The sequence below is a fragment of the Pseudogemmobacter sonorensis genome, from assembly GCF_042762395.1.
GTDB lineage: Bacteria > Pseudomonadota > Alphaproteobacteria > Rhodobacterales > Rhodobacteraceae > Pseudogemmobacter > Pseudogemmobacter sonorensis.
Genome location: NZ_JBEFZE010000012.1, coordinates 23,679 through 46,237, shown reverse-complemented (window position 1 = coordinate 46,237; position 22,559 = coordinate 23,679). Strand labels below are relative to the sequence as shown.

Below are 22,559 nucleotides of genomic sequence, written 5' to 3'. Positions count from 1 at the left end.
CCGCCATCTCTTGCCACCTATGCGCCTGCCAGCGGGGTCAGGTGGCGGTATCGGCCCAGATATTGCACCAGGGGCGTACCGGGCTGGTCTGCCATCCTCAGCGCCAGGACAGTGCCCGTTACCAAAAGATGGGTGCCGCTGCGCGAGCGTTCCGCCAAACGGCAGTCAAAGGCGGCCAGCGCATCCTCCAGCACCGGCATGCCGGTCTCAAGCGTGGTCCAGACAGGGTCCGCAAAGCGGGCATCGCGGTCGTCCGGGCTGGCAAACCGACGGCAGAGCGCCTCATGGTGATCTGCCAGCAGATTGACCGTAAAGGCACCCGACGCCAACAGCGGCGCACAGGTCTGCGACGACCGGTTCAACGCAACCATCAACTGCGGCGGATCGTTTGACACCGGCAGGACCAGAGCGGCGGCCAGCCCCACCGGCCGCCCCTCACCGTCAAGCGTGGCGACAATGGCAATCGCGCTGGCGCGGGCAGAGGTGGCCGCGCGAAAGGCGTCAACCGTGACGCTCATGCCGCGGCGCCCACCTTCACGCTGCCCTGACGCAAGGCAATCGCATCATCCCAGCGTGCCGGCGCACCGCCCGGACGGGGCAGGAACAGCCCCGAGCCGGGCTGCGCAAGGAAAGCGCCGTCGTCGACGATAGCCGTGCCCCGCAGATACAGCGTTTCAAGCGCGCCGATCACCTCTTTGCCCGGATAGGGCGTGTAGCCGGTGCCATCGGCAACCGTCTCATCGCACATGACACTGCGGGTTTCGGGGTTCCAGATCGCCAGATCGGCATCGGCGCCCACTTCGATCCGCCCCTTGGAGGCAAGATTGTAGATCCGCGCCGTTGCGGCCGAGGTCAGTTCAACCAGTTGCGGCAGTGTCAAAAGCCCGCGCATCGCAGCGTCGAACATCAGCGGCATGCGCTGGCCGATGCCGGGCATCCCGTTCGCCATCTGCTTGAAGCTGGCATTCGGGCCCTTCGACAGCTTGCCCGTCTCGTCATAGCGAAAAGGCGCATGATCGGAGGTCAGCATGTCCAGATCGCCAGAGCTCAGCGCCTGCCACAGCACCTTCTGGTCTTCCTTTGTCCGCAGGGGCGGAGAGCACATCCACTTGGCCCCCTCGCTGCCCGGACGGTCCATATCCTCCGCGGTCAAATACAGATAATGCGGGCAGGTTTCGGCCCAGATCGGCAGGCCGCGTTCGCGGGCGGCGCGCAGTTCGGCCAGGGCCTCGGCCTGGGTGACGTGGAACACCGTCACCGGCTGGCGCACCAGTTCGGCCAGCGCGATCAGGCGGTTCACCGCCTCCGTCTCGGCCAGTCGCGGATGGGCGACGGCCTGCCATTTCGGCGCGGTCTTGCCCTCGGCCAGCAACAGCTCGGTTTCCCAGCGGATCATCGCATGGTTTTCGGCATGAACGCAGACCATCGCATTATGGTCGCGCGCCACTTCCAAAAGCGCCAGAACCCCTGCATCATCCACGATCAGCGGATCATAGGTCATGAAGATCTTGATCGACCCATGGCCCGCCGCGATCAGCCTCGGCAGATCCTGCTTCAGCACCTTTTCGGTCGGGTCCGTCACGATCATGTGGAAGCCGTAATCGACCATCGCGCCACGTTCGGCGCGGGCGTGGTAATCGGCGACCACCTCGGCCAGATCATGGCCGCGATGCTGCGCGGCAAAGGGAATGATCGTGGTCGTGCCCCCCAGAGCGGCGGCGCGGCTGGCGGATTCCCAGCTATCGGCATTCATGATCCCGGCGGCGGTCATCTGTTCGACATGGCAATGGCCGTCGACAGCGCCCGGAAGGATGATCCGGTCCTTGACGACCCGCTCTTGCCGACCCGCCCCGATCGCGGAACCAATCGCGGCAATCCGCCCGTCACGGATGCCGATATCGGTTTCGACGACATCCTTGCCGACCACCGCACGTCCGCCGCGCAGGACAAGGTCGAAACCTTCGGATGCTGTCATGTCTTTCGTCCTTATTTCTGCGGTTTATCGTTGCGCGAAGAAACGCACACCAATTGAATACTAATCGTATTTCAATCTTGCCGACGAATGCAAGCCGGGCAAAGATGCCGCGAGGTCAGGCTTCACCCACCCCCGCAACCACTCCCGGCCTCAGGCGACGGGCGGCAGATGCAGGCGCTCGCGGAAGGTCGCGCCCTGGTATTCGGTCTTGAACAGACCCCGACGTTGCAGCTCCGGCACGACGAATTCGCAGAAGTCTTCGATGCTGCCGGGCTTGTAGGGCGGGCAGACGTTGAAACCGTCAGCACCACCGGCCTCGAACCATTCCTGCATCTTGTCGGCCACATCCTCGGCGGTGCCGATGATCAGATAAGAGCCGCCCGAACCCGCCATATGCCTGTAGAGTTCGCGAACGGTCATCTTCTCGCGCTTGGCCATGTTCTGGTGGAGGCTGGCATAGCTGCGCAAAGTGGGCGAGATGTCGTCGGGCAAGGGCGCGTCCAGATCGACATTCGACATGTCGCCCATATAGATCGACAGGTTGCCACGACCCGAGATCTCGTCCACCAGTTCCAGCATGGCGTCATATTTCGCCTGCGCCTCGGCGCGGGTCTTGGCGACGTAGACGGCGATACCGGGCAGGATCGCCTGGCTGTCCCAATCGCGGCCGAACTTGTCCAGATGCGACTTGGTGGCATTGTAGGCATTCACCGCATCCGGGATCGTGTCGTGGTTGGCGTAGATCACCTCGGCATATTTGCCCGCCAGGTGCAGACCGCCCTTGGACGCGCCGGCCTGAACGATGACCGGATAGCCCTGGGGCGAACGCGGGCTGGTCAGCGGACCGCGCACCTTGAAGTGCTTACCCACATGGTTCAGCACATGCATCCTGGCATCGTCGAAATAGACGCCGGCCTCCTGGTCAAAGAGGAAGGTATCCTCTTCCCACGAATGCCACAGCCCCTTGACCACTTCGACGAATTCGTCGGCGCGCTCATAGCGGGTGTCATAATCGAGATGCCTGTCGCGGTTGAAGTTCCACGCCTCTTGCTCCGACCAGGACGTCACCACGTTCCAGCCCGCGCGACCGCCCGAGATATGGTCAAGCGAGTTGAACTTGCGCGCGATGTGGAAGGGCTCGTTATAGGTGGTCGAGGCCGTGGCGACGAGACCGATCTTCGACGTGTGCTGAGAGATCGCACTCAGCATCGTCAGGGGCTCAAGGTCGATGATGTGGCCATCGCGGGAAAGAAAGCCCTTCGGCGTATCATTCGCGCGCACCGCCAGACCGTCGGCAAAGAAGATCATGTCGAACTTCGCAGCCTCGGCGCGCTTGGCATCCTGGATGAAGTAGTTGATGTCGCAAACGGCGCTGGCGGGCACATCGGGATGGCGCCAAGCCATCTTGTGATAGCCGTGATAGCGCATCGACAGGCCAAGTCGCATCATCTTCTTGCTGGCCGCAGCCATGGTAAAGGTCCTTTCGTTCTGTCACCGGCCCGGTATGCGGGCGGCGGTCTTTCGGTTCGGCTCCAGTCGGCTGATGGCGGGGTCGGGGCCGACTGCGGTTCGCGCGTCATCTCTTGCCGATGAAGACGTTCAGCCCGACGAGCCTGTCGATCAGCATGATCAGCGCGCCGGTCCCGATGACGGACCATGCGGCGACAGCGGCGACGACGGGCTTGTAGTCGTAAAGCAGGTATTCGTAGATCTTGATCGGCAACAGTTGGTAGCTGTAGGGCGACAGGAAGATCGAGATGTTGAAGTCGTTCCAGGACACCAGGAAAGCGAAGAGGAACCCGGCCACGATGCCAGGCTTCAACAGCGGGAAGGTGATCCTCCAAAAGGCGTAAAGCGGCCTGGCGCCCACGCTGGCAGCGGCATCATGCAATGCCGGATCCAGATCCTCGGTCGCAGCCGTCACGGTGCGGACCGGGAAGGGCAGCGTGATGATCACATGGCCGATCATCAGCGCCAAAGGATTGGCCGAACCGACGGTGAAGACCATCACCTGATAAAGCGCCAGAGCGAAGATGATGGAGGGCACCAGCAGCGGCCCAAGGAAGGCAAGGCTGACGATGCGCGCGTAACGCACCGGCAGGCGGTTGACGAGCAGCGCGATCGGAAGCGCAAAGCCCGTCGACAGCGCAGCCGCCACACCTGCGACCACGGCGCTGTTCAGCGCGCCGACGACGAATCTCTCGTCGGTGATGGCGGCAACCATCCAGTCCAGCGTCCAGATCCTGGGCGGGAATGCCATGGTCTCGGCGTTCAAGGCGGTGCCGAACACGATGATCAGCGGGGCCACGGCGATGATCAGGATCACATAGGCGGCAACGGTAAGCGCGCTTGGCAGATACCGGCGCAGCCCACGGTTGGGGCGACGCGCGGGCCGCGCGCCCGATGCGGGAACAGAGGTCATTTTCGGGCTGCCTTCATGCTGCGGCCAAGCATCCAGAGGATGACCGCCGAGACGAGAATGGTGACCACGGACAGGCTGATGCCAATCGCGGCGGCAAAGGGCATGTTGCCGACCGACGTGGCCTGGTTATAGGCGAGAATACCGATCATCCGCACCCGGCCGCCGCCCATCATGGCCGGAACGACCATGGCCGAGAGATTGTTCGACAGCACGATCACCCCTCCGGCGATCACACCGGGCATCGACAGGGGCAGCGTGACATTCACAAAGGTGCGGAACCTGCCGGCACCGACGCTCGCCGCAGCCTCTTTCAAGGCCGGGTTGATCGCGGCAAGCACGCCGATCAGCGGCACCACCGCATAGGGGATCGCAATCTGGATCAGGCCGATCAACACCCCGAATTCCGAGTGCATCACCCGAAATCCCGGCAGGCCAAGCGCGGCAAGGGCCGAGTTCAACACGCCCTTGTTGCCGATCAGGACGTTCAGACCGAAGAGCCGGATGACCGTGCTGACCGACAGCGTCACGATGACCAGCATCATGAAAAAGCCGCGGCGGTTTGCGGGAAGATTGGCGATGAAGGCCGCCAACATATAGCCGATCACCATCGTGACCAATGTGGCCACAACAGACAGCCAGATCGTCGGCCAGAAGCTCTTGGTCAGATAGAAAGCATCCGTCCAATAGCGGGCATATTGCTGGAACGTACCCGTGAAGCGCATGCCCTCCCCCAGCACGTTTTCGGACAGGCTGGTCACGAACAGCCATACCATCGGCACGAAGAAGAAGCAGAAGACGAAGGCGACCGGAATCGCGACGGAAATCCAGCCCGCGATGCGGCGGACCACGGCGCCGCTGTCCTCGCCCAGGCCGGGGAGGGCGGCGCTAGTCTGCGACGACGACGGAATTGCGGACATTCAACGACACCCTCTGGCCGACGTTCATCGCCGGTGTGCTGGACAGCTCGTGGACGGAAAGCATGCGGTCGGTGCCGGGCAAAGCGACCTCATAGCGCAGCGACAACCCCTCGTAGGTCACCTCGCGTATGTCGCCCTGCAACAGGGCGTTGGCGGCATCCGCGCTGCGGTCGACCGACAGCCATTCGGGCCGCACCACCAGCGAGGCATCCTGCCCCCTGGACAGGGACGCGGAATGGCTGGAGCTGATCGTCTTGCCGTTGGACAGCGCAAAGACCGCCTGACCATCGGCAAGGGTTTCAACCACTTTGCCGGGCAGCAGATTGGCCGAACCAAGAAAGCTTGCGACAAAGCTGTTTGCCGGACGCTCATAGCTGTCGCGCGGGTTGGCAACCTGCTGGATGCGCGACTTGTGCATGACGACGACCTTGTCGGACATCGACAGAGCCTCCTCCTGGTCATGCGTGACCAGAAGCATCGTCACACCAAGCGAGCGTTGCAGCCGCTTGAGCTCCAGCCGCATCTCTTCGCGCAGCTTGCGGTCAAGGTTCGACAACGGCTCGTCAAGGATGATGACCTCGGGGTCGATCACCAGCGCGCGCGCCATGGCGACCCGCTGTTGCTGGCCGCCCGACAGTTCGCGCGGATAGCGGTCTTGCAGGCCTTCGAGGTGCACCATCTCAAGCGCTCGCTTGATGCGGCGGTCCATCTCGGCGCGGTCCAGCTTGCGGATCTTCAGCCCGAAGGCAAGAATCTCATGAACCGTCATATGCGGCCAAAGCGCGTAGTTCTGGAACACAACCCCGATGTTGCGCAGATAGGGCGGCGTCTCGGTGACATCGCGGCCGCGGATGGTGACGGTGCCGACATCGGGGGTAATGAACCCCCCGATGATCCTTAGCGTGGTCGTCTTTCCGCAACCGCTCGGCCCGAGGATGGTCACGAACTCACCGTTCTCGACCGTCAACGAAACGTCGTCTAGGATCGTGTTCTCACCATAGAACTTCGAGCAACCCCGAAGCTCTATGGCCGAAGCGTTTGCGGAAGCAGGCATTATTGCACGACTTCCTTGTTGAAGCGCTCTTCCCACTCGCCATAGACCGTCACGATGTAGGCCCAGTCGTTCATGACCAGGGAGCCGATGGTGTCCGCATCCAGGAACCCGGTGGTCACGCCTTCGGGAAGCACTGTGTCGACCTTCGAGGGGAAGTAGTGAAGGTCAGTTGCCAGCTTGATGCCCGCGGCATCGTCAAGCATGAAGTTCGCGTATTTCTGCGCCAGCTCCATGTTCTTGGTGGTCTTGACGATGGCGATCGAGGACGCCAGAGGCGAGAAGCCTTCCTTCGGGATGGTGCCGGCGACCGGGGCGCCCTCTTCAGCGGCCCAGAGGATGCGGCCATCCGACCAGACGGCGAAATCGGCTTCGTCGCTGCGGAAAAGCTCCAGGATACCGGCGTGCTCGCCCTCCCAGACACCGACATTGGCGGCGATTTCGGCCATCTTGGCAAAGCCCGCGTCGGGGTTGCGCTCGTCACCGCCTGCGTTGCGGGCCAGCATGACGATCAGGTCAGCGCTTTCGACGGTGAAGGGGCGCAAGATGACGCGGCCCTTGTATTTCGGATCCGCCATCTCTTCCCACGAGGTGGGGACATCGGTGACGTGATCGGTATTGTAGGCCATGGCGCGGGCGCCAAAATTCGCCACGACGCCGTAATCCGAGATCAGCGCCTGGGGATACAGCTTGTCGATGTTCGTGACGATCAACGGGTCCAACGGAGCCAGCAGGCCTTCGGCCTGCAGACGCATCAGGTCGGTCATGCCGATGACGGTCATATCGATTTCGCCGTTGCGGGCGCGCGGCATCGAGGCATTCGCGCCGCCGGGCAGCAGGGTGACCTTGACGTTGTTCTCGGCTTCAAAAATCTTGGTGACTTCGGCCAGAGCCTCGTCATAGGCGCCCCCGAACGAACCGACGACCAGCTCGGCCTGTTGTGCCGACACGGCGCCAGCCAGCGACAGGGTCACCCAGGCAATACCGCCGAACAGCCATGACGTCATGGAAAGCTTCATCTGTTTCTCCGCTGTTGATTGCCTTTGCGCCCATCCGGCCTCTTGCCGTCCCGATGGTTCTGGGGCTGCAAGAGGTCAGCGACCGCTTCGGCTTATGTATCGGCATCCTTTATAAATGCCGTATGCATACCATTTGCACATCAGCCCTTCCGGCGCGCAATACCGTCGGCCACCATCGCCGGGAATATTTCGCGACACAGCCTGAATCCTGTTGAACATTACATTTAACATACTGATTTAAATATAAATTTGTAACGTCTATAAATTATGCAATCAGCATACAACAAAAGGGTGGCCTCGTCGAATCGGCGGCTTCTTCCTGCGATCCAGGCAAGAAAAAGCCCCGCCGACCCGAAGGTCGGCAGGGCAGTCGCCCGGGAGAGAGCGTTCTTATTCCGCCGCGCTCTGGACAGCGGGAATCACTGTCGCGGCCAATGCTCGCTGACGCGCGATCTCGGCCAGCACCTTTTCGGGCGTTGCGGGCAAATCAAGACGCGGCGGATGGGCGTATTCGGACACCGATGCCGCCGCCATGGCCAATGCGGCGGGCACGGAAAGGCCCAGCATCACCGGGGGCTCTCCGACCGCCTTCGACCGCATCACGGTCGGGGCCGCATTCACCGACCATTCGGCCAGCCGCAGGTTCAGAACCGCCGGACGGTCCGATGCCAGCGGAATCTTGTAGGTCGAAGGCGCATGGGTGCGCAGACGACCTTGGGCATCCCAGACCAGCTCTTCGGTCGTGGCCCAGCCAAGGCCTTGCATGAAGCCGCCCTCGACCTGACCCAGATCTATGTCCCGGTTGATCGAATGGCCCACGTCCTGAAGGATGTCGGTGCGCAAGACCCGGTATTCGCCGGTCAGCGTATCGACCGCCACCTCAGAGCAGGACGCCCCATAGGTGAAGTAGAGATAAGGGCTGCCCCGACCGGCAGCGCGGTCCCAGTGGACATGCGGCGTGCGGTAATAGCCCGTCGCCGACAACGGCACCCGCGCCTTGAACGCCTGCTCGACCAGATCGGCAAAGGCCATCTCGCCAGCAGGCGTGATGACCCGTCCACCCTCGAACCGCAGCTCTTCGACCGATGCCCCGGCCACATCGGCCAGACGCACCTTGATCCGCCGCGCGGCATCGACCACCGCCATCCCGTTCAGATCGGTCCCAAGAGATCCCGAGGTTGGAACCGTGTTCGGCACCTTGTCCGTCGCCGTCGCAGTGACACGCACCCGGTTCAGCGGCAGGCCAAATTCGCTGGCAAGGATCTGCAGCATCTTGGTGTGGATGCCCTGCCCCATTTCGGTGCCGGCATGTGACAGATGCACCGAGCCGTCGCGGTAGACCGAAAGCAGCGCCGCGCCCTGGTTCATGAACTTGGCCGAATAGCTGATGCCGAATTTCACCGGCACCAGCGCGATGCCGCGCCGGATCGGCCCGGGCTGGCGGTTCAGCGCGACGATCTCTGCGCGGCGGCGCGCATATTCGCTGGTTTCGGCAAGCTCATCGACCAGCCGCGCCAGAATATTATCGGTGACGGGCTGGCCATAATGGGTCACGCTCCGCTCGCCATCGGCATAGAAATTGCGCCGCCGCACCTCCAGCGGGTCCATCCCCAGCGTATAGGCGATATCGTCGATCCAGCGCTCCGCCGAGGCGATGCCCTGCGGCCCGCCATAGCCCCGAAACGCGGTGTTCGAGACGGTATTGGTGAACAGACACCGCGATTCCGCCCGGGCCGCGGGCAGGAAATAGGCGTTGTCGACATGCAGGACGGCCCGGTCGGCAACCCCGCGCGAGAGGTCCTCGGAATGGCCCGCGCGCTGGAACAGGACCGCATCGAGCGCCAGAATCCTGCCCTCATCATCGAAACCGACCTGATAATCCACGCTGAAATCATGACGCTTGCCGGTGATCACCATATCGTCGTCGCGGTCGGGCCGCATCTTGACCGGCCGCTTCAGACGGTCCGCCGCAAGCGCCGCCATGGCCGCAAAGATCGCGGGTTGGCTTTCCTTGCCGCCAAAGGCCCCCCCCATCCGCCGCACGTTGACCGCCACCGCATTCGCCGGGCGGTGCAGCATGTGGGCGATGACGAACTGCACCTCGCTGGGGTCTTGCGTGGCGCTGTAGACAAGGATCTCGTCTTCCTCGCGCGGCAAAGCAAGCGCGACCTGACCCTCAAGGTAGAAATGCTCCTGGCCGCCCACCGAAGAGGTCCCTGAAATCCGGTGCGGCGCGGCCGCCAGCGCCGCTTCCACATCGCCACGCGCAACGGTCAGCCCGGCGGCAATGGTGCGTGCCCCCGCCGCGCGCGCGGCAGCAATATCAAGGATCGGCGGTTCAACCTGATACTCTACCCGCGCCAGACGGGCCGCGCGGCGGGCCAGCGCCCGCTCCGTCGCCACCACCAGAAAGATCGGCTGGCCGTGGTAGTCGACGCGCCCCTCGGCCAGCAGCGGATCAATCCCCTTCCCCGCCGCCGAGACGGTGTTCGTCCCGGGGATATCCTGCGCCGTGAGCACCGCAACGACACCGGCCGCGGCGCGGACAGCCGACAGATCCATCGACAGGATCCGACCGCTGGCGATCGTTGCCATGCCGATCGCGGCATGGAGCGTGCCAGCCGGTTCGGGCATGTCGTCAATATATTCCGCCCCACCCGTCACATGGCCGCGCGCGGATTCATGGGCGATAGCACCGATCTGATGGACAGGCTCGGTCCCGTTCAGCTCATGCGCCGAGATCGTCTTGACGGCGGTCTTCTGCGTTTCAGACATGGGCCAGCCGCCGCACATCGGTCCGATGCCCCCCGCTTTCCAGCCAAACCCGCATCAGAAGGTTCGCCGCCACCTCTTGGCGATAGGCTGCGCTGGCACGCATATCCGACAGCGGCGTGAAATCGGCCCGAAGCGCCGCCATCGCAGCCTCGACAGCGGGCGCATCCCAAAGCGCGCCGATCAGCGCGGCTTCGGCACCGGCGGCGCGCATCGGTGTGCCCGCCATCCCGCCAAAGGCGATGCGGGCATCGGTGACGCGGTCGGCGGCCAGCGTGATGTGGAATGCACCCATCACGGCCGAGATATCCTCGTCAAACCGCTTGGACACTTTATGCGCCGCAATCAGCGCGCCCGGAGCGGGCAAGGGCACGATCAGCGTCTCGATAAACTCACCGGGTCGACGGTCCTGCTTGCCATAGGCGACGAAGTAATCCTGCAGCGCGATCTCACGCCGTGCGGCACCACGGCGCAAGACCAGCCGGGCATTCAACGCGATCCAGACCGGCGGCCCGTCCCCGATGGGCGAACCATTCGCGATATTGCCGACCAAAGTGCCCGCCGCCCGCACCTGCGGCCCGCCAATCCGGGGCCAGAGCGCGGAAAGCTGCGGCAAAAGCCGATCCAGAACCGGCATCGCACGGGCGAAGCTGACGCCCGGACCAATGTGCAACTGCCCGTCCCGCAGTTCGACCCGATCAAACCCTGCCACGCGGGTGGCAAAGATCAGGGCCTCGGGCACGTCAAGACGCTTTGTCAGGCCAAGCGCGAAATCGGTCGCCCCGGCCACGATGCGCGCCTGCGGATGGGCCGCCAGCGTTTCAGCAAAACTGTCGGCGTCGGCGGGAAGCCAACTTGTGCCGCCCGGGCCGGTCAGTTCGACATCGGCATCGTCAGAGATCTCGGCCAGCCGTGCCGCAAGCTGCGCATTGTCGCGCACCAGCGGATCCTCGGCGATCGGCGTTGCCGCCGCCTGCTCTGCGGCCGCAAGGATCGCGCCGTAGCCGGTGCAGCGACAGAGATTGCCTTGCAGCGCCGCCGCCGCATCCTGCCCCCCGGCCAGCCGGTCGGCCTGAAGCGCCATCACGATCCCCGGCGTGCAAAACCCGCATTGCGAGCCGTGACAGTCGACCATCGCCTTTTGCACCGGATGGCCGCCCTGACGGCCGCCCAGATGCTCGACGGTGACGACATGGCAGCCATCGACAGAGGCCAGAAGGCGGATGCAGGCATTCACCGGCACATAATCCCCCCCCCCGTCGCGCAGGCTGCCCACAAGCACGGTGCAGGCGCCGCAATCCCCCTCGGCGCAACCTTCCTTGGTGCCGGTCATCCCGCGGTCCAGCCGCAGATGGTCCAGAAGCGTCCGGTCGGTGGCAACCGTATCGAGGCCGACGAGATCGTCGTTCAGCAGGAAGGACAATCGCTTGCGTAGGGCCATCGGTCGGGCTTTCCCTGCGAGGTGTTGGCAAGGGGGGGGCGGCTGGCGCTGGTCGGGCACCCGCTTCCACACCCCTTCGCGGCGGAGGTCGGGCGGCGGCTTCGCCAAGGTTATAAATTTGGTATACGTTAGACACACCACAAGTCAACACCCGAACCTGCGGCTGAACCGAAAACACAAAACCCCGCCGATCCGAGTGAGCGGCGGGGTGAAATTTCAGGCATCGCGGCCGTTTATTCGAACAGATGCAGCCCGCGCAACACCTCGGTCCGGGTGCTGTCCAGATGGCGGCGCATGGCGGCAGAAGCCTCGGCCCGGTCACCCGCCACAATCGCATCAATGATGGCGAGGTGCTCGGCCCGGCCATTGCGCAGGCGTCCCGGCAGACGGTCCAGCCCGAACAGCAGCGTGCGGCGGCGCAGATCAGCCACTTGCTGTGCCAAAAGGCGGCTGCCCGAGCCGCGTGCGATCATATCGTGCAATTCGCTGTCGAGAACCCAATGCGCCTCGGCCCCGGCGCCTTCGTCCAGCTTCTCGATTTCGCCACGCAGGCGGCGCAGTTCGGCACCGGCGATGCTGCCCTGTTCGGCCGCAAGGCCCGCGGCCTCGCATTCAAGCAGGCGACGCATGTGAAGGATTTCCAGATAATCCGACAGCGTCAGCTCCTGCACCATGACGGTGCGTCCGTTGCGGACCAGAAAGCCTTCGCCCTCCAGCTTGCCGATGGCTTCGCGCACCGGGGTGCGGGACAGGCCCAGCAGCGTGGCGAGCTTGCCCTCATGGACCACCGATTTGGGGGAAAGCGTGCCGTCCAGGATCTTGTTCAGCACAGCGCGATAGACCTGCTGGGCCAAGGACTGGTTGGGTTCGCGACCATATTCCTCGGCACGCGCCGGGACGATGTCGGTTTCACTGGACTCCATGGCCTTCCTCCTTGACGCAGCCTTGGCGCCGGGTTCCGCCGTCATAAACACGGCACAGGGCCCGGTCAATTCTGCCCGACACAGGCCCCAAGGCTATCCCGCAATGACATTCACGGTGCAGGATATGCTGCGCGGCCAATGCAAAATATTTGCAATGCATAATACATGCGCACAATATGCAGTTCAATCCACCCCGGTATGTCAGACTTATGGTCCGATCGCGAAATTTGGATGAATTGCACCGATTTCTGCTGCAAGCATGAACAAATCAGGTATCCAAGCGGTATACGTATGGCGACCATGTAGCGCATGACAGCAGGACAAAGATGCGTGACGAACCCGACAGGCACCCCGATATCGCCCCGGCCCCCGCGAAGCCGGGACGAATCGTTGTCATCAATCCCAACAGTTCAACCAGCGTCACCAACGCCATTTCGCGATCTCTGGCAGGCTTTGGCGGCCCTCTCGCACCCGAGTTTGACTGCCGCACCCTCGCCCTTGGCCCAGCCACTATCATCACCGATCTGGATGTCCATTCCGCCGGAACACAGGTCGCGGCCCTGGCCGCGTCGCTGGTCGCGCCTGCGGCGGTGATCATCGCGTGCTTTTCCGATCCCGGACTCGCCGCGACGCGCCAGCAGATGTCCTGCCCGGTGATCGGGGTGCAAGAGGCCGCGATGCTGGCGGCGATGGCGGTGGCGCCGCGCTTTGGCATCATCGCGCTTTCCGCAACGCCGATCCCGCGGCACACCCGCAAGATGCAGCAGATGGGCATCCTCGACCGGCTGGCGCTTGAGGTCGGGCTCTCGGGCGCCTCGGCCCATGACGTCGGCCACCGCGAGGATCTCTACCCCGAAATCCTTGCCGCGGGCCAATGCATCACGGCCGCCGGAGCTGGCGCCGTCGTTCTGGGTTGCGCGGGCTTTGGCCCCCGCCGCCTGCGACTGCAAAGGGATCTGGGCGTGCCGGTGATCGACCCGGTTCTCGCCGGGGCGGCGATAGCACTGGCGACTGTGCCCTTCACTCAGCGAGCGGCATCCTGATACCAGTCGAGGATGAGCGCGCGTTCATCCGCTGTCATCCATGTGACATTGCCGGGCGGCATGGCGGTCGAAAGCCCCGCCTGCAGATAGATCTCGCGGGCATTGGCCAAAACCCCGGCCGGGCTGTCCAGCAGCACATGCTTGGGCGCCGTGCCGACACCGCCCCAGGCGGGCTCTGCCCCATGGCACATCGAGCAGCGCCCGGCGACAACATCCGCCACTTCGGCAAAGCGCGCATTTTCGGACAGCGCTTCGACCGCCGCCGCGCGCGGCAGCACAAAGCGCGAATCGGAGGTGATCCACATCATCACGATGGTCAGAATGGCCGCGGCGGCCCAGGGCCAGGCGGGCATCCGGCCCGCGCTGTAATAGGTCTCGAACCCGTTGCCGATGGCATGGCCGATCACCAGAACCAGACCCGGCAGCACCCAGGACCATTCGGTGCCAAAGGCCAGCGGGTAATGGACAGACACCATCAGGAAAAGGATCGGCAGGTGCAGATAGCGCGTGTGCCGCCCGCGCTGCTGCAGGCGGTTCCGGTCTGCGGGGTCGGGCGTCTCACCCGCCCGCAGCGCCGCCATGGCCCGCTTGCCGTTGCGGATCACCACGAAGAAGACATTGCCCACCATGATCGTGGCCAGCAGCGCCCCCAGATGCAGCGTCGCCGCGCGCCCGGTGAAGAGTTGGTGATACCCCCAGGAGGCCAGCATCATAAGCGCAAAGACCAGCAGATCCAGCCAGGGTCCGCGCCAGTTGATCGCCACCTTGCAGATCAGGTCGTAAAGGATCCACCCCCCGATCAAAGAGCCGACAGAGATGGCGATGGCTGCCCCCGGGCTTAGCGCGGCCTTGTCCTCGTCGATCAGGAACAGCCGTGCCTGGGTGTAGTAGATCAGCGCCAGCAACAGAAACCCGGTCAGCCAGGTGAAATAGCTTTCCCATTTGAACAACGGCGCGTCCGTCGGCGCATATTCGGGCTGACCATGATATTTGACCGACCGGATATAGCCGCCGCCATGGAACATCCAACTGGAACCGATCGCATCCGCGGGCAGATCCGGCGCCGGACGCAGGCGCAACTCTCTTGAACGGAAGAAGAAGGCCGCCCCGAACCAGGCCATCGCCGCCGCAATATGCGACCAGCGCGCGACCAGCGACAGCCAGTCAATTATAACCGCGAAATCCGTCATCACGGGCCCTCCCTGTTCGCGCCCCGTCCCGCCCGGGCCGTCATGGTTCTTGCCGGCAGGCAGGGCCGCTATGCAAAAGGGCCCGCCGAAGCGGGCCCTCAGACCGAAAGAAATTTCACTTCAGGTCGGAATAAGGCTGGGCAACCCAAAGTTCATTGGCAAGGCCTGTCAGGTGGTTCGACCCCCCCGGCGGCGGCCAGATGCCTTCCTTGCCGGCCTGGGCACGCGCCTTCTGGCGCTGTTCGATCGAATGGTAGGGATAGATGTGGATCAGCTTCTGCGGGCCTTCTTCCACTGTCGCCATCACCGTCAGGATCGGAGAGATTTCCGAGCGGCGCGGCACGACCCTGCCCCAGGCCTCTTCCGTTTCCGGCAGGCCGAAGGGCGACATCGAATAGGTGCGGATCTCGTAGAACGGGCCGTATTCGCCGGGCTCGATCGGCTTGGTGAAGTTCAACGGCTTGGCGGCGGTCGAGGTGACCGAAGCCAGATACTTGCCGATCCCATAGGGGTCTTCGGTATCCATCAGGCGGGCGCGTTCGGCGGCGAGCGCCCTGGCATCGTCATAGGCCGACAGGAAGGCAAAGCGGTTCAACGCGCCGAATTCGCAAGAGAACGCGCCAAGGACGCGGCCATTTCGCGTGTAGTTCGCATAGGTGGCGGGCAGCAGGGGCAGCACCTGCCCCAGCGTGCCGGGCAAGAGTGCAAGTACAGTCAGATCATAGAGCATCCGGGCCTCGGTAGTGGTTTGGCGCATATGATAAACACAATATGCACACGATTGGCATGCAATCAGTGTTCCATAGCTGGCCAGGGTTGGCAAGACGAAATGGCGTTGGCGCACCGGGCTCCAGCCTCATTAACCTTCAAAGCCGGAAGAGGGCGGTTGCCGAGAGGAAGACCTAGGGTGCCTGTCGGATCGGGCAGCAACGCGCCGCCAGTCCTTGAACCTGCCGAAAATGATCTCGATGCGGTTGCCGCTTGTCATGCCTGACAGCTTTCCTGCGGCTCTTCCGACCGGGGACGCAGGCCTTTATCCTATTGTCTTTCAACGCATCCCTGAACCAGTCGGCGTCCCATCCCGATCCGCCAGCACCCGGCCTGCCCTTCGAAGGCCGCGCAAGAGGGCGGCGGCTTCGCTGCAATCGCGGACAGGGCCCGCAGTGACGAACAGGGTGATCGGGCGGCCTTGCGCATCGGCATGGGTCTTGGGAAAATCGGGCTGGAGCCGCTCCATCTGCGCATCTGTCAGCCAGAAAGGATCGCTCATCAGAAGGGTCTCCGTGCCCGTCCTGAATCACCACAACGAAACGCAATCAATGGGTCCTGACCCTGGCAGCTCGTCCAGCGGACCTTCGAATTGGTTCGCCCTCGCGCCTCTCAGGAGGCATGGAACACGGAGGGTCGGATACGCCCGAAGGTCACAAACCCCGTTCGCCCCCCGCAGGCCCGGCCTATCTGCGGCGCTTGCTTTTCTTGTTGCCGCCGCGCTGGCCCGCGCGCCCGGCGGTCGAACGGCCCGAGGCCTTGACCGCATCCTCGACCGCCTCCTCGACGGCGGCCTGACGCGCGAGGGGATCGTCGGAAACCGCGAGCTCCACGGCCTCAAGCCGCTTCACCTCGTCGCGCAGCCGCGCGGCCTCTTCGAATTCCAGGTTCTCCGCCGCCTTGCGCATCTGCGCGCGCAGGGCCTCAAGATGGGCGGCAAGGTTCTGGCCGACATTGGCCTTTTCGACCTTGGCCATGACGCGGCTCTGGTCGGTGTCGCCCTGCCACAGGCCCGCCAGCACATCCTCGACATTCTTCCTGACCGTCTGGGGCGTGATGCCGTGTTCGCGGTTGTAGGCGATCTGTTTCTCGCGCCGCCGCTCGGTCTCGGCCATGGCGCGGGCCATGCTGCCGGTGATGCGGTCGGCATACATGATCACCCGGCCGTCGGCATTGCGGGCCGCCCGCCCGATGGTCTGGATCAGCGAGGTTTCCGAGCGCAGGAACCCCTCCTTGTCGGCGTCCAGGATCGCGACCAGCCCGCATTCGGGAATGTCCAGCCCCTCGCGCAAGAGGTTGATGCCCACCAGCACGTCGAAGGCGCCAAGCCGCAGGTCGCGCAGGATCTCGATCCGTTCGATCGTGTCGATGTCGGAATGCATGTAACGGATGCGGATGCCCTGCTCGTGCAGATATTCGGTCAGATCCTCGGCCATGCGCTTGGTCAGCGTGGTGACCAGCACCCGCAGCCCCGCCGCCGCCACGCGGCGCACCTCGTCGAGAAGGTCGTCGACCTGCATCTCGACCGGGCGGATCTCGATCACGGGGTCCAGAAGGCCGGTGGGGCGGATGACCTGTTCGGCGAAGACGCCGCCCGCCTGTTCCATCTCCCAGGCCGCGGGGGTCGCCGAGACGAAGACGGATTGCGGCCGCATCGCGTCCCATTCCTCGAACTTCAGCGGCCGGTTGTCCATGCATGAGGGCAGCCGGAAGCCGTGTTCGGCCAGCACGGACTTGCGCCGGAAGTCGCCGCGATACATGCCGCCGATCTGCGGCACCGAGACATGGGATTCATCGGCGAAGACGATGGCATTGTCGGGGATGAATTCGAAAAGCGTCGGCGGCGGCTCGCCCGGGGCGCGGCCGGTCAGATAGCGCGAGTAATTCTCGATCCCGTTGCAGACGCCGGTCGCCTCCAGCATCTCAAGGTCGAAATTGGTGCGCTGCTCCAGCCGCTGCGCCTCCAGAAGCTTGCCCTCGGCGTTGAACTGCTTGAGGCGCTGGAACAATTCCTCGCGGATGCCCTTGATGGCCTGGGCCATGGTCGGGCGCGGCGTGACGTAATGGCTGTTGGCATAGATGCGGATCTGCTTGAACGTGTCGGTCCTGGCGCCGGTCAGCGGATCGAATTCGATGATGCTTTCAAGCTCTTCCCCGAAGAAGGAAAACCGCCAGGCCCGGTCTTCCAGGTGGGCGGGCCAGACATCGACCACATCGCCCTTCACCCGGAACGAGCCGCGCTGGAAGCTCGCCTCCATGCGGCGGTATTGCTGGGCGACCAATTCGTTGATCACCTTGCGCTGGTCGTAAAGCTGGCCGGTGACCAGATCCTGGGTCATCGCCGAATAGGTCTCGACCGAGCCGATGCCGTAGATGCAGGAGACCGAGGCCACGATGATTACGTCGTCGCGCTCCAGAAGCGCGCGCGTGGCCGAGTGGCGCATGCGGTCGATGGCCTCGTTGATCTGGCTTTCCTTCTCAATATAGGTGTCCGAGCGCGGCACATAGGCCTCGGGCTGGTAGTAATCGTAATAGCTTACGAAATATTCGACGGCGTTTTCCGGGAAGAAGCCCTTGAACTCGCCGTAAAGCTGCGCGGCCAGGGTCTTGTTGGGGGCAAGGATGATCGCGGGGCGCTGCGTCTCTTCGATCACCTTGGCCATGGTGAAGGTCTTGCCGGTGCCGGTGGCGCCCAGAAGCACCTGGTCGTGCTCGCCCGCCAGCACGCCCTGCGTCAGCTCGGCGATGGCGGTGGGCTGGTCGCCCGCCGCCGTGAACGGCGTCTGCATGACGAAACGCCGCCCGCCCTCCAGCTTTTCGCGGCGCGCGCGCTGGATATGCGAGATGTCGGGCAGTTGGTCGGGCGCGTTGTTGTGCATGAAGGCTCTCCTGCGGCAGGGGCAGATTTGATCCTTTTTTGTTCCGGTTCAAGGGGGGCTGTGCGGCGGGGGCCGGCGCGGCATTCCCGCGCTTGCAACGCCGGGCGGATTGTCCGATATGGAAAAGGCAAGCTTCCCGGAGAACGCCATGCCCGCCCGCATCTATCAGCCCGCCAAGACCGCGATGCAATCGGGAACCGCCAAGACCCACCATTGGGTGCTGGAATTTCCCCAGACCTCGGCGCGCGAGGTCGATCCGCTGATGGGCTGGACCTCGACCGGCGAGACGCAGACCCAGGTGCGGTTGCGCTTCGAGACCCGCGAAGAGGCCGAGGCCTATGCGAAGGCCAGGGGCATCGACTTCACCGTGGTCGAACCGCAGGCCCGCAAGCCCAACATCCGCCCCGGCGGCTATGGCGAGAATTTCGCCAATGGCCGCAGGGGGGCCTGGACGCATTAGGCCGTTGTTGTAAATCGGGATCAAGTTAGGGCGGAATCGGAGTCAAGATCCGGCGAAGCCCTTCCAAGGATCAACGTGTAGGGCTTTGATCGGGCGCCATCTCTACATTTTGATTTGCGCCGCCGTGGTGCTCGCCGAGCCTGCCAGCGACCGCAGCGAAGTCAGGCAACTCAAAACATTCCTGACCTCGGCGCCGGGATATGTGCCAGACACCAAAACCAATTTGCCGCGTTTCGCCTCTTAGGACCTATGGCCGCCTCCCGCAGCCATGAGGCAGCCGGGAGCGGCAACCACAAAGGGGCGCCATCGTCGAACTCGGCCGAGGCTGTGTGGAAACTCATCGTCGATGACCTTTCACACTGCGTCGAGGATGTGGATGACCCGCTGCGGGGCGGATTTCGACAGGACGTGGTTCGACGCTCTCTTTCAGGCCCTCACTGCCTCCATCATGCCGCGGATCCCGATCAGCGCCACCATCCGCTTGATGTTGTAGGCGAGGACGTTCAGCGCAATCTCGGTCCTCACGTTCCTCAGCCTGCGGGTCAGGAAGTGGGTCGTGCCCATCCAGGCCTTGATGGTGCCGAAGGGATGTTCGACCGTGCCGCGGCGGATCGTCATCGGCTCAGCTGGTCCGATCAGCCTGGCCCGCGCCGCCTCGATCAGATGCTCGTGCGCCCACCGGGTGATCCGGCGTTCCTTGCCGGTTGTGCAGCGGGCCTTCATGGGGCATCCGCCGCATTCCCCGGTCCAGTAGCGGCGTAGTTCCAGCCCGTCTTCCTCGGTGGTGTAGCGGTAGGTCAACGCCTCCCCGGTCGGGCAGCGGTAGATGTCCGCTTCGGCCTCAAAGGCGAAGTCGGGCTTCACATACATGCCCTTGATCCGGTTGCCTGATGTCTCGGGGCGCGGGATCGTGGTGGTGATGCCCGCCGCGTCGCAGGTCAGGATCTGCCGCCCGCTGAAGTAGCCTTTGTCGGCCAGCACGTGCATCGTGTCACGATGAAGCGCTTCCTGCGCAGCCAGAGCCATCGGCACCAGCAGATCGCGGTCATGGCTCTGATTGGTGACATCATGCGCGACGATCAGATGCGTTTCGGTATCGACGACAGTCTGGACGTTGTAGCCGACCATGCCGCTGTTGCGGGCGCTGGTCGCCATAGCGCGAGCATCGGGATCGGTCAGGGAGATCTGTCCGTCCGGCGCATCGGCCAGCGCCCGATCCATCGCTTGCAGATACTGGATGTGCTGCCGGACCAGCCCGTAACGCTTGGCCAGGTGCGCAACCTTCTCGGCCCGAACCTCGCCGTCCTCCTGCCGATCGACGCGGACCATCTCGGCGATGTAGCGCTCGACGTCTGCCTCCAGATGGGCGATGCGGTTCGCGATCTTGCCCTTGGTGAAGTTTCGGTCACGGGAGTTCACCGCCCGAAATTTGCTGCCGTCGATCGCTACGCATGTGCCCTTCAGAACACCGATGCGGCGGCACAGTTCCACAAACTGGGCGCAGGTGCGGTGGATGCCGGGCCCATTGTCGCGGCGGAAGTCGGCGATGGTCTTGTGATCGGGAACGAGGCGGCCGGTCAGCCACATCAGTTCGACATTTCGTCCAGCCTCCCGTTCCAACCTGCGGCTCGACGGAATGCGGTTCAAATAGCCGTAGATGAACAGCTTGAGCATAACAGCAGGATGATAGCCGGGGCGGCCCGTGCGTGCCGCTGCCGAGCGCACGAAACCAAGGCCCGCCAGATCCAGCTCATCTACAAAGAGATCGACCACCCGAACCAGATGATCCTCATGGATCCAGTCCTCAAGGCGATCGGGAAACAGGACCGTCTGCCCGCGCGCAACGCCTTCGATGAAACCCGACATCTCGATCCCCCGCAGCTATGACAAACTCTACCATAGAGCAGAGTTTCCACACAGCCTCGGCCCTTACCGGACGGTCGATGCTGCGAGGCAGCCCGCTCCAAAGCCGCCGTTCAACTTGTGCGCAGCAATAATATATATAGGGTATTCGATTACTTCGCTTGAAACGCGCCTCAATCGGTTAGTTTCTGGCAATCATGTTATTGTGAGAGCTTCCCGTTCCATCCCTACTCTGTGCCGGAGAACAAAGCCTTGAGCCTGGGTCTGATCATAGATATCGAAGGCTGGATGCGCTTTGGGTTGCCAGACACGACCGAACTCAATGGCGCAAGTCGTCGGTACCGCCGGAAAAATAGCAAGGTCGACATCTGATCCATGCTGGATCTGTATTTCATCAAATACCCTTCCTAACAGTATCCGATATCCTGTCAAATCGGCCTGATTCCGCAGTTCATTCGCACCAAAACGGCTACTATGAATCTCCCAGATCGATACGTCCTGTCCAGGAAATGCTGCGAGAACACGGTCATCAGAAATTTTGGCGGTAACAGACAACTTGAGCGCCACCTTCTTCGGACCTGATCGTCCAGCGGTCCGGTCAAAGCTGAGCTGTTTGACATCGTTTGGCCAGGCCCAGCCAGGCTTTGGTTCACGATGCCGCCCGTAGACAGTGGCCTCCGAAAGGTCTGAAAGCAGGCGACCTAACTCCATCAGGATCGGGATCGGTGCGAACCCAAAAATTGCGAGATGCTCAAGATCACCCTCCCGATAACGGCCTCGGATTTCACGTTCAAATCTTGTCCTGAGGTTATTGATCTCGGTTGGGTAGTATGCTGGGTCACTATCCTTGTGATCCATCCCCCTGATCTTGATGTCGATCGGGTGCCGATCTGCCAACACAAAGTCAGGCGTTATTGCTTCAATGCAAGCCTTGAGAGGTACAGCAGTCTCGTTGTCACCAATCGCAGCGCTGATGCGAAGTATGTGTGCGGCCGAAGCCGTTGGATTCGACATAAGGCGATGAACATGTTCTTCATGAGCCCGCTTCATCTCACGCAAGGCTGCGACCGTGTATCGGTGGATTTTTCTGGGGTCATCGATCTCTTTGTGGTGAGTATCACATATCAGCATCAGATTGTCAGGATCGTCTGAAAACTGATGGGAAAGAACCGGATCCCCCCGCAAAAACGCCGGGTCGGATGCAATAATGTGCGCGAGGTAAGCGTGGTTCTTGTTGAGATCCCCCGTAATCAGATCACCGTCGAGGCGTTTTCCACAGCCGGGATACTGGCACCTACCAGCAGCGCGCCCCCAAACAACCATCCGTGTGACCGGTGAAGGGCTACGTCCTCGCGTCATCAGTCTCGTCCAGTTCAAGTGCCATCATTTCGCGAATAGAAATAGGGCCTGGTGCATTAGCTCCATGCCAAGTTCCGTCCAAGTGCCAGATTTCGTAGTGATGGAGCCATTCTGAGACCCATGGGACTGTGGTATCAGCGATCAGCATGGTGTTTTTCCATTCCCCGGTATCAGGGTCGTACAGGCAGAGCGCGGAGTCCTCAGGCTTGTCGCTATTGTAGCGAAGATGCGGGAGGTCGATGAAGTCCTCCCCTTCGCGCGGCCGCAGCTTCGGCTCACAGATGAAGGCGAGGGGAACAGCCTTGGAATTCTGCCATTCCCACTGGATCTGTACTGTGTAGCTCATCTGGAAACCACGAAGCGGCCCAACCCAGGCAAGGAGCTGATTGCTATGGGCGAGACGTGGCCTGAGTTCAGGCCACCGTTTCTCCATCCGTCCAAGCTGAGATTGGACTGACCTAGGCTTCGTGCGCTTGA

18 protein-coding genes and 1 pseudogene are annotated in these 22,559 nt (G+C 62.9%); 2 read left to right on the top strand and 17 right to left on the bottom strand.

Translation table 11 applies throughout. The features are described from left to right. Positions 1–17 precede the first annotated feature (17 nt). The 10 genes from ABNX41_RS10975 to ABNX41_RS10930 all read right to left on the bottom strand — a co-directional run bounded on the left by ABNX41_RS10975 (position 18) and on the right by ABNX41_RS10930 (position 12,520). Positions 18–518: a flavin reductase family protein gene (locus ABNX41_RS10975; RefSeq protein WP_438669770.1), complete on the bottom strand. Its 501-nt coding sequence runs from the start codon at positions 516–518 to the stop codon at positions 18–20. Beyond that, on the bottom strand, positions 515–1,975 hold the full coding sequence (gene hydA, locus ABNX41_RS10970; RefSeq protein ID WP_438669769.1) for a dihydropyrimidinase: 1,461 nt from the start codon (positions 1,973–1,975) through the stop codon (positions 515–517). The genes ABNX41_RS10975 and hydA overlap by 4 nt, the downstream gene beginning before the upstream one ends. 150 nt (positions 1,976–2,125) lie before the next feature. Further along, the gene (locus tag ABNX41_RS10965) at positions 2,126–3,445 is read right to left on the bottom strand and encodes an LLM class flavin-dependent oxidoreductase (protein WP_438669768.1); all 1,320 of its coding nucleotides are present in this window, start codon (positions 3,443–3,445) and stop codon (positions 2,126–2,128) included. 106 nt (positions 3,446–3,551) lie between these two features. Then, the gene (locus ABNX41_RS10960; RefSeq protein WP_438669767.1) at positions 3,552–4,397 is read right to left on the bottom strand and encodes an ABC transporter permease; all 846 of its coding nucleotides are present in this window, start codon (positions 4,395–4,397) and stop codon (positions 3,552–3,554) included. Next, entirely contained in the window at positions 4,394–5,245 is an 852-nt protein-coding gene (locus ABNX41_RS10955) for an ABC transporter permease (protein WP_438669766.1), read from the bottom strand. Before ABNX41_RS10955 ends, ABNX41_RS10960 begins: the two co-directional genes overlap by 4 nt. A 37-nt stretch (positions 5,246–5,282) precedes the next feature. Further along, positions 5,283–6,368: an ABC transporter ATP-binding protein gene (locus tag ABNX41_RS10950; protein ID WP_438669765.1), complete on the bottom strand. Its 1,086-nt coding sequence runs from the start codon at positions 6,366–6,368 to the stop codon at positions 5,283–5,285. Then, positions 6,368–7,384, bottom strand: a complete 1,017-nt coding sequence (locus ABNX41_RS10945; protein WP_438669764.1) for an extracellular solute-binding protein — start codon at positions 7,382–7,384, stop codon at positions 6,368–6,370. Before ABNX41_RS10945 ends, ABNX41_RS10950 begins: the two co-directional genes overlap by 1 nt. 390 nt (positions 7,385–7,774) lie before the next feature. Further along, positions 7,775–10,159 (bottom strand): xanthine dehydrogenase molybdopterin binding subunit, encoded by a 2,385-nt coding sequence (gene xdhB / locus ABNX41_RS10940; protein WP_438669763.1) that lies wholly within the window; start codon positions 10,157–10,159, stop codon positions 7,775–7,777. After that, the gene (gene xdhA, locus ABNX41_RS10935; protein ID WP_438669762.1) at positions 10,152–11,597 is read right to left on the bottom strand and encodes a xanthine dehydrogenase small subunit; all 1,446 of its coding nucleotides are present in this window, start codon (positions 11,595–11,597) and stop codon (positions 10,152–10,154) included. The genes xdhB and xdhA overlap by 8 nt, the downstream gene beginning before the upstream one ends. A gap of 233 nt (positions 11,598–11,830) precedes the next feature. Next, complete coding sequence (locus ABNX41_RS10930; RefSeq protein ID WP_438669761.1) at positions 11,831–12,520, bottom strand: GntR family transcriptional regulator; 690 nt, start codon at positions 12,518–12,520, stop codon at positions 11,831–11,833. 326 nt (positions 12,521–12,846) lie between these two features. Between ABNX41_RS10930 and ABNX41_RS10925 the strand changes: the two genes are divergently transcribed. Continuing rightward, entirely contained in the window at positions 12,847–13,563 is a 717-nt protein-coding gene (locus tag ABNX41_RS10925; protein WP_438669760.1) for an aspartate/glutamate racemase family protein, read from the top strand. Here the strand turns inward: ABNX41_RS10925 and ABNX41_RS10920 are convergent. The 4 genes and pseudogenes from ABNX41_RS10920 to uvrB form a co-directional block, all read right to left on the bottom strand. Continuing rightward, entirely contained in the window at positions 13,545–14,753 is a 1,209-nt protein-coding gene (locus ABNX41_RS10920) for a urate hydroxylase PuuD (RefSeq protein WP_438669759.1), read from the bottom strand. The two genes, ABNX41_RS10925 and ABNX41_RS10920, sit on opposite strands and share 19 nt — an antisense overlap. A 115-nt stretch (positions 14,754–14,868) precedes the next feature. Next, positions 14,869–15,510, bottom strand: coding sequence for an NIPSNAP family protein (locus tag ABNX41_RS10915; protein WP_438669758.1), 642 nt, complete (start codon positions 15,508–15,510; stop codon positions 14,869–14,871). Positions 15,511–15,619: 109 nt separating this feature from the next. Continuing rightward, positions 15,620–15,963 (bottom strand): annotated as a pseudogene (locus ABNX41_RS10910) (transposase); the annotation flags it as partial. Between the two features lie 244 nt (positions 15,964–16,207). Next, positions 16,208–18,400 carry an excinuclease ABC subunit UvrB gene (gene uvrB / locus ABNX41_RS10905; protein WP_438669757.1) on the bottom strand — a complete coding sequence of 731 codons (2,193 nt, stop codon included), beginning with the start codon at positions 18,398–18,400 and terminating at the stop codon, positions 16,208–16,210. Positions 18,401–18,548: 148 nt separating this feature from the next. On the opposite strand from uvrB, the gene ABNX41_RS10900 reads away from it, so the two are divergent. Next, positions 18,549–18,860, top strand: coding sequence for an ETC complex I subunit (locus ABNX41_RS10900; protein WP_438669822.1), 312 nt, complete (start codon positions 18,549–18,551; stop codon positions 18,858–18,860). 426 nt (positions 18,861–19,286) lie between these two features. Here ABNX41_RS10900 and ABNX41_RS10895 read toward each other — a convergent pair whose 3' ends face one another. From ABNX41_RS10895 to ABNX41_RS10885, 3 genes are all read right to left on the bottom strand, one after another. Further along, the gene (locus ABNX41_RS10895; protein ID WP_438669756.1) at positions 19,287–20,726 is read right to left on the bottom strand and encodes an IS1182 family transposase; all 1,440 of its coding nucleotides are present in this window, start codon (positions 20,724–20,726) and stop codon (positions 19,287–19,289) included. Positions 20,727–20,918: 192 nt separating this feature from the next. Beyond that, entirely contained in the window at positions 20,919–22,082 is a 1,164-nt protein-coding gene (locus ABNX41_RS10890; RefSeq protein ID WP_438669755.1) for an SAVED domain-containing protein, read from the bottom strand. Then, positions 22,066–22,515, bottom strand: coding sequence for a type II CBASS E2 protein (locus ABNX41_RS10885; RefSeq protein ID WP_497883251.1), 450 nt, complete (start codon positions 22,513–22,515; stop codon positions 22,066–22,068). The genes ABNX41_RS10890 and ABNX41_RS10885 overlap by 17 nt, the downstream gene beginning before the upstream one ends. Between the last annotated feature and the right edge of the window lie 44 nt (positions 22,516–22,559).

Excerpts from the sequence above, each read along its gene's own strand:
- hydA (WP_438669769.1), bottom strand. The coding sequence starts at position 1,975 with ATGACAGCATCCGAAGGTTTCGACCTTGTCCTGCGCGGCGGACGTGCG.
- ABNX41_RS10890 (WP_438669755.1), bottom strand. The coding sequence starts at position 22,082 with ATGACGCGAGGACGTAGCCCTTCACCGGTCACACGGATGGTTGTTTGG.
- ABNX41_RS10975 (WP_438669770.1), bottom strand. The coding sequence starts at position 518 with ATGAGCGTCACGGTTGACGCCTTTCGCGCGGCCACCTCTGCCCGCGCC.
- ABNX41_RS10915 (WP_438669758.1), bottom strand. The coding sequence starts at position 15,510 with ATGCGCCAAACCACTACCGAGGCCCGGATGCTCTATGATCTGACTGTA.
- xdhB (WP_438669763.1), bottom strand. The coding sequence starts at position 10,159 with ATGTCTGAAACGCAGAAGACCGCCGTCAAGACGATCTCGGCGCATGAG.
- ABNX41_RS10930 (WP_438669761.1), bottom strand. The coding sequence starts at position 12,520 with ATGGAGTCCAGTGAAACCGACATCGTCCCGGCGCGTGCCGAGGAATAT.
- ABNX41_RS10950 (WP_438669765.1), bottom strand. The coding sequence starts at position 6,368 with ATGCCTGCTTCCGCAAACGCTTCGGCCATAGAGCTTCGGGGTTGCTCG.
- ABNX41_RS10965 (WP_438669768.1), bottom strand. The coding sequence starts at position 3,445 with ATGGCTGCGGCCAGCAAGAAGATGATGCGACTTGGCCTGTCGATGCGC.
- ABNX41_RS10925 (WP_438669760.1), top strand. The coding sequence starts at position 12,847 with ATGCGTGACGAACCCGACAGGCACCCCGATATCGCCCCGGCCCCCGCG.
- ABNX41_RS10885 (WP_497883251.1), bottom strand. The coding sequence starts at position 22,515 with ATGGAGAAACGGTGGCCTGAACTCAGGCCACGTCTCGCCCATAGCAAT.
- ABNX41_RS10960 (WP_438669767.1), bottom strand. The coding sequence starts at position 4,397 with ATGACCTCTGTTCCCGCATCGGGCGCGCGGCCCGCGCGTCGCCCCAAC.
- ABNX41_RS10920 (WP_438669759.1), bottom strand. The coding sequence starts at position 14,753 with ATGACGGATTTCGCGGTTATAATTGACTGGCTGTCGCTGGTCGCGCGC.
- xdhA (WP_438669762.1), bottom strand. The coding sequence starts at position 11,597 with ATGGCCCTACGCAAGCGATTGTCCTTCCTGCTGAACGACGATCTCGTC.
- ABNX41_RS10900 (WP_438669822.1), top strand. The coding sequence starts at position 18,549 with ATGCCCGCCCGCATCTATCAGCCCGCCAAGACCGCGATGCAATCGGGA.
- uvrB (WP_438669757.1), bottom strand. The coding sequence starts at position 18,400 with ATGCACAACAACGCGCCCGACCAACTGCCCGACATCTCGCATATCCAG.
- ABNX41_RS10895 (WP_438669756.1), bottom strand. The coding sequence starts at position 20,726 with ATGTCGGGTTTCATCGAAGGCGTTGCGCGCGGGCAGACGGTCCTGTTT.
- ABNX41_RS10945 (WP_438669764.1), bottom strand. The coding sequence starts at position 7,384 with ATGAAGCTTTCCATGACGTCATGGCTGTTCGGCGGTATTGCCTGGGTG.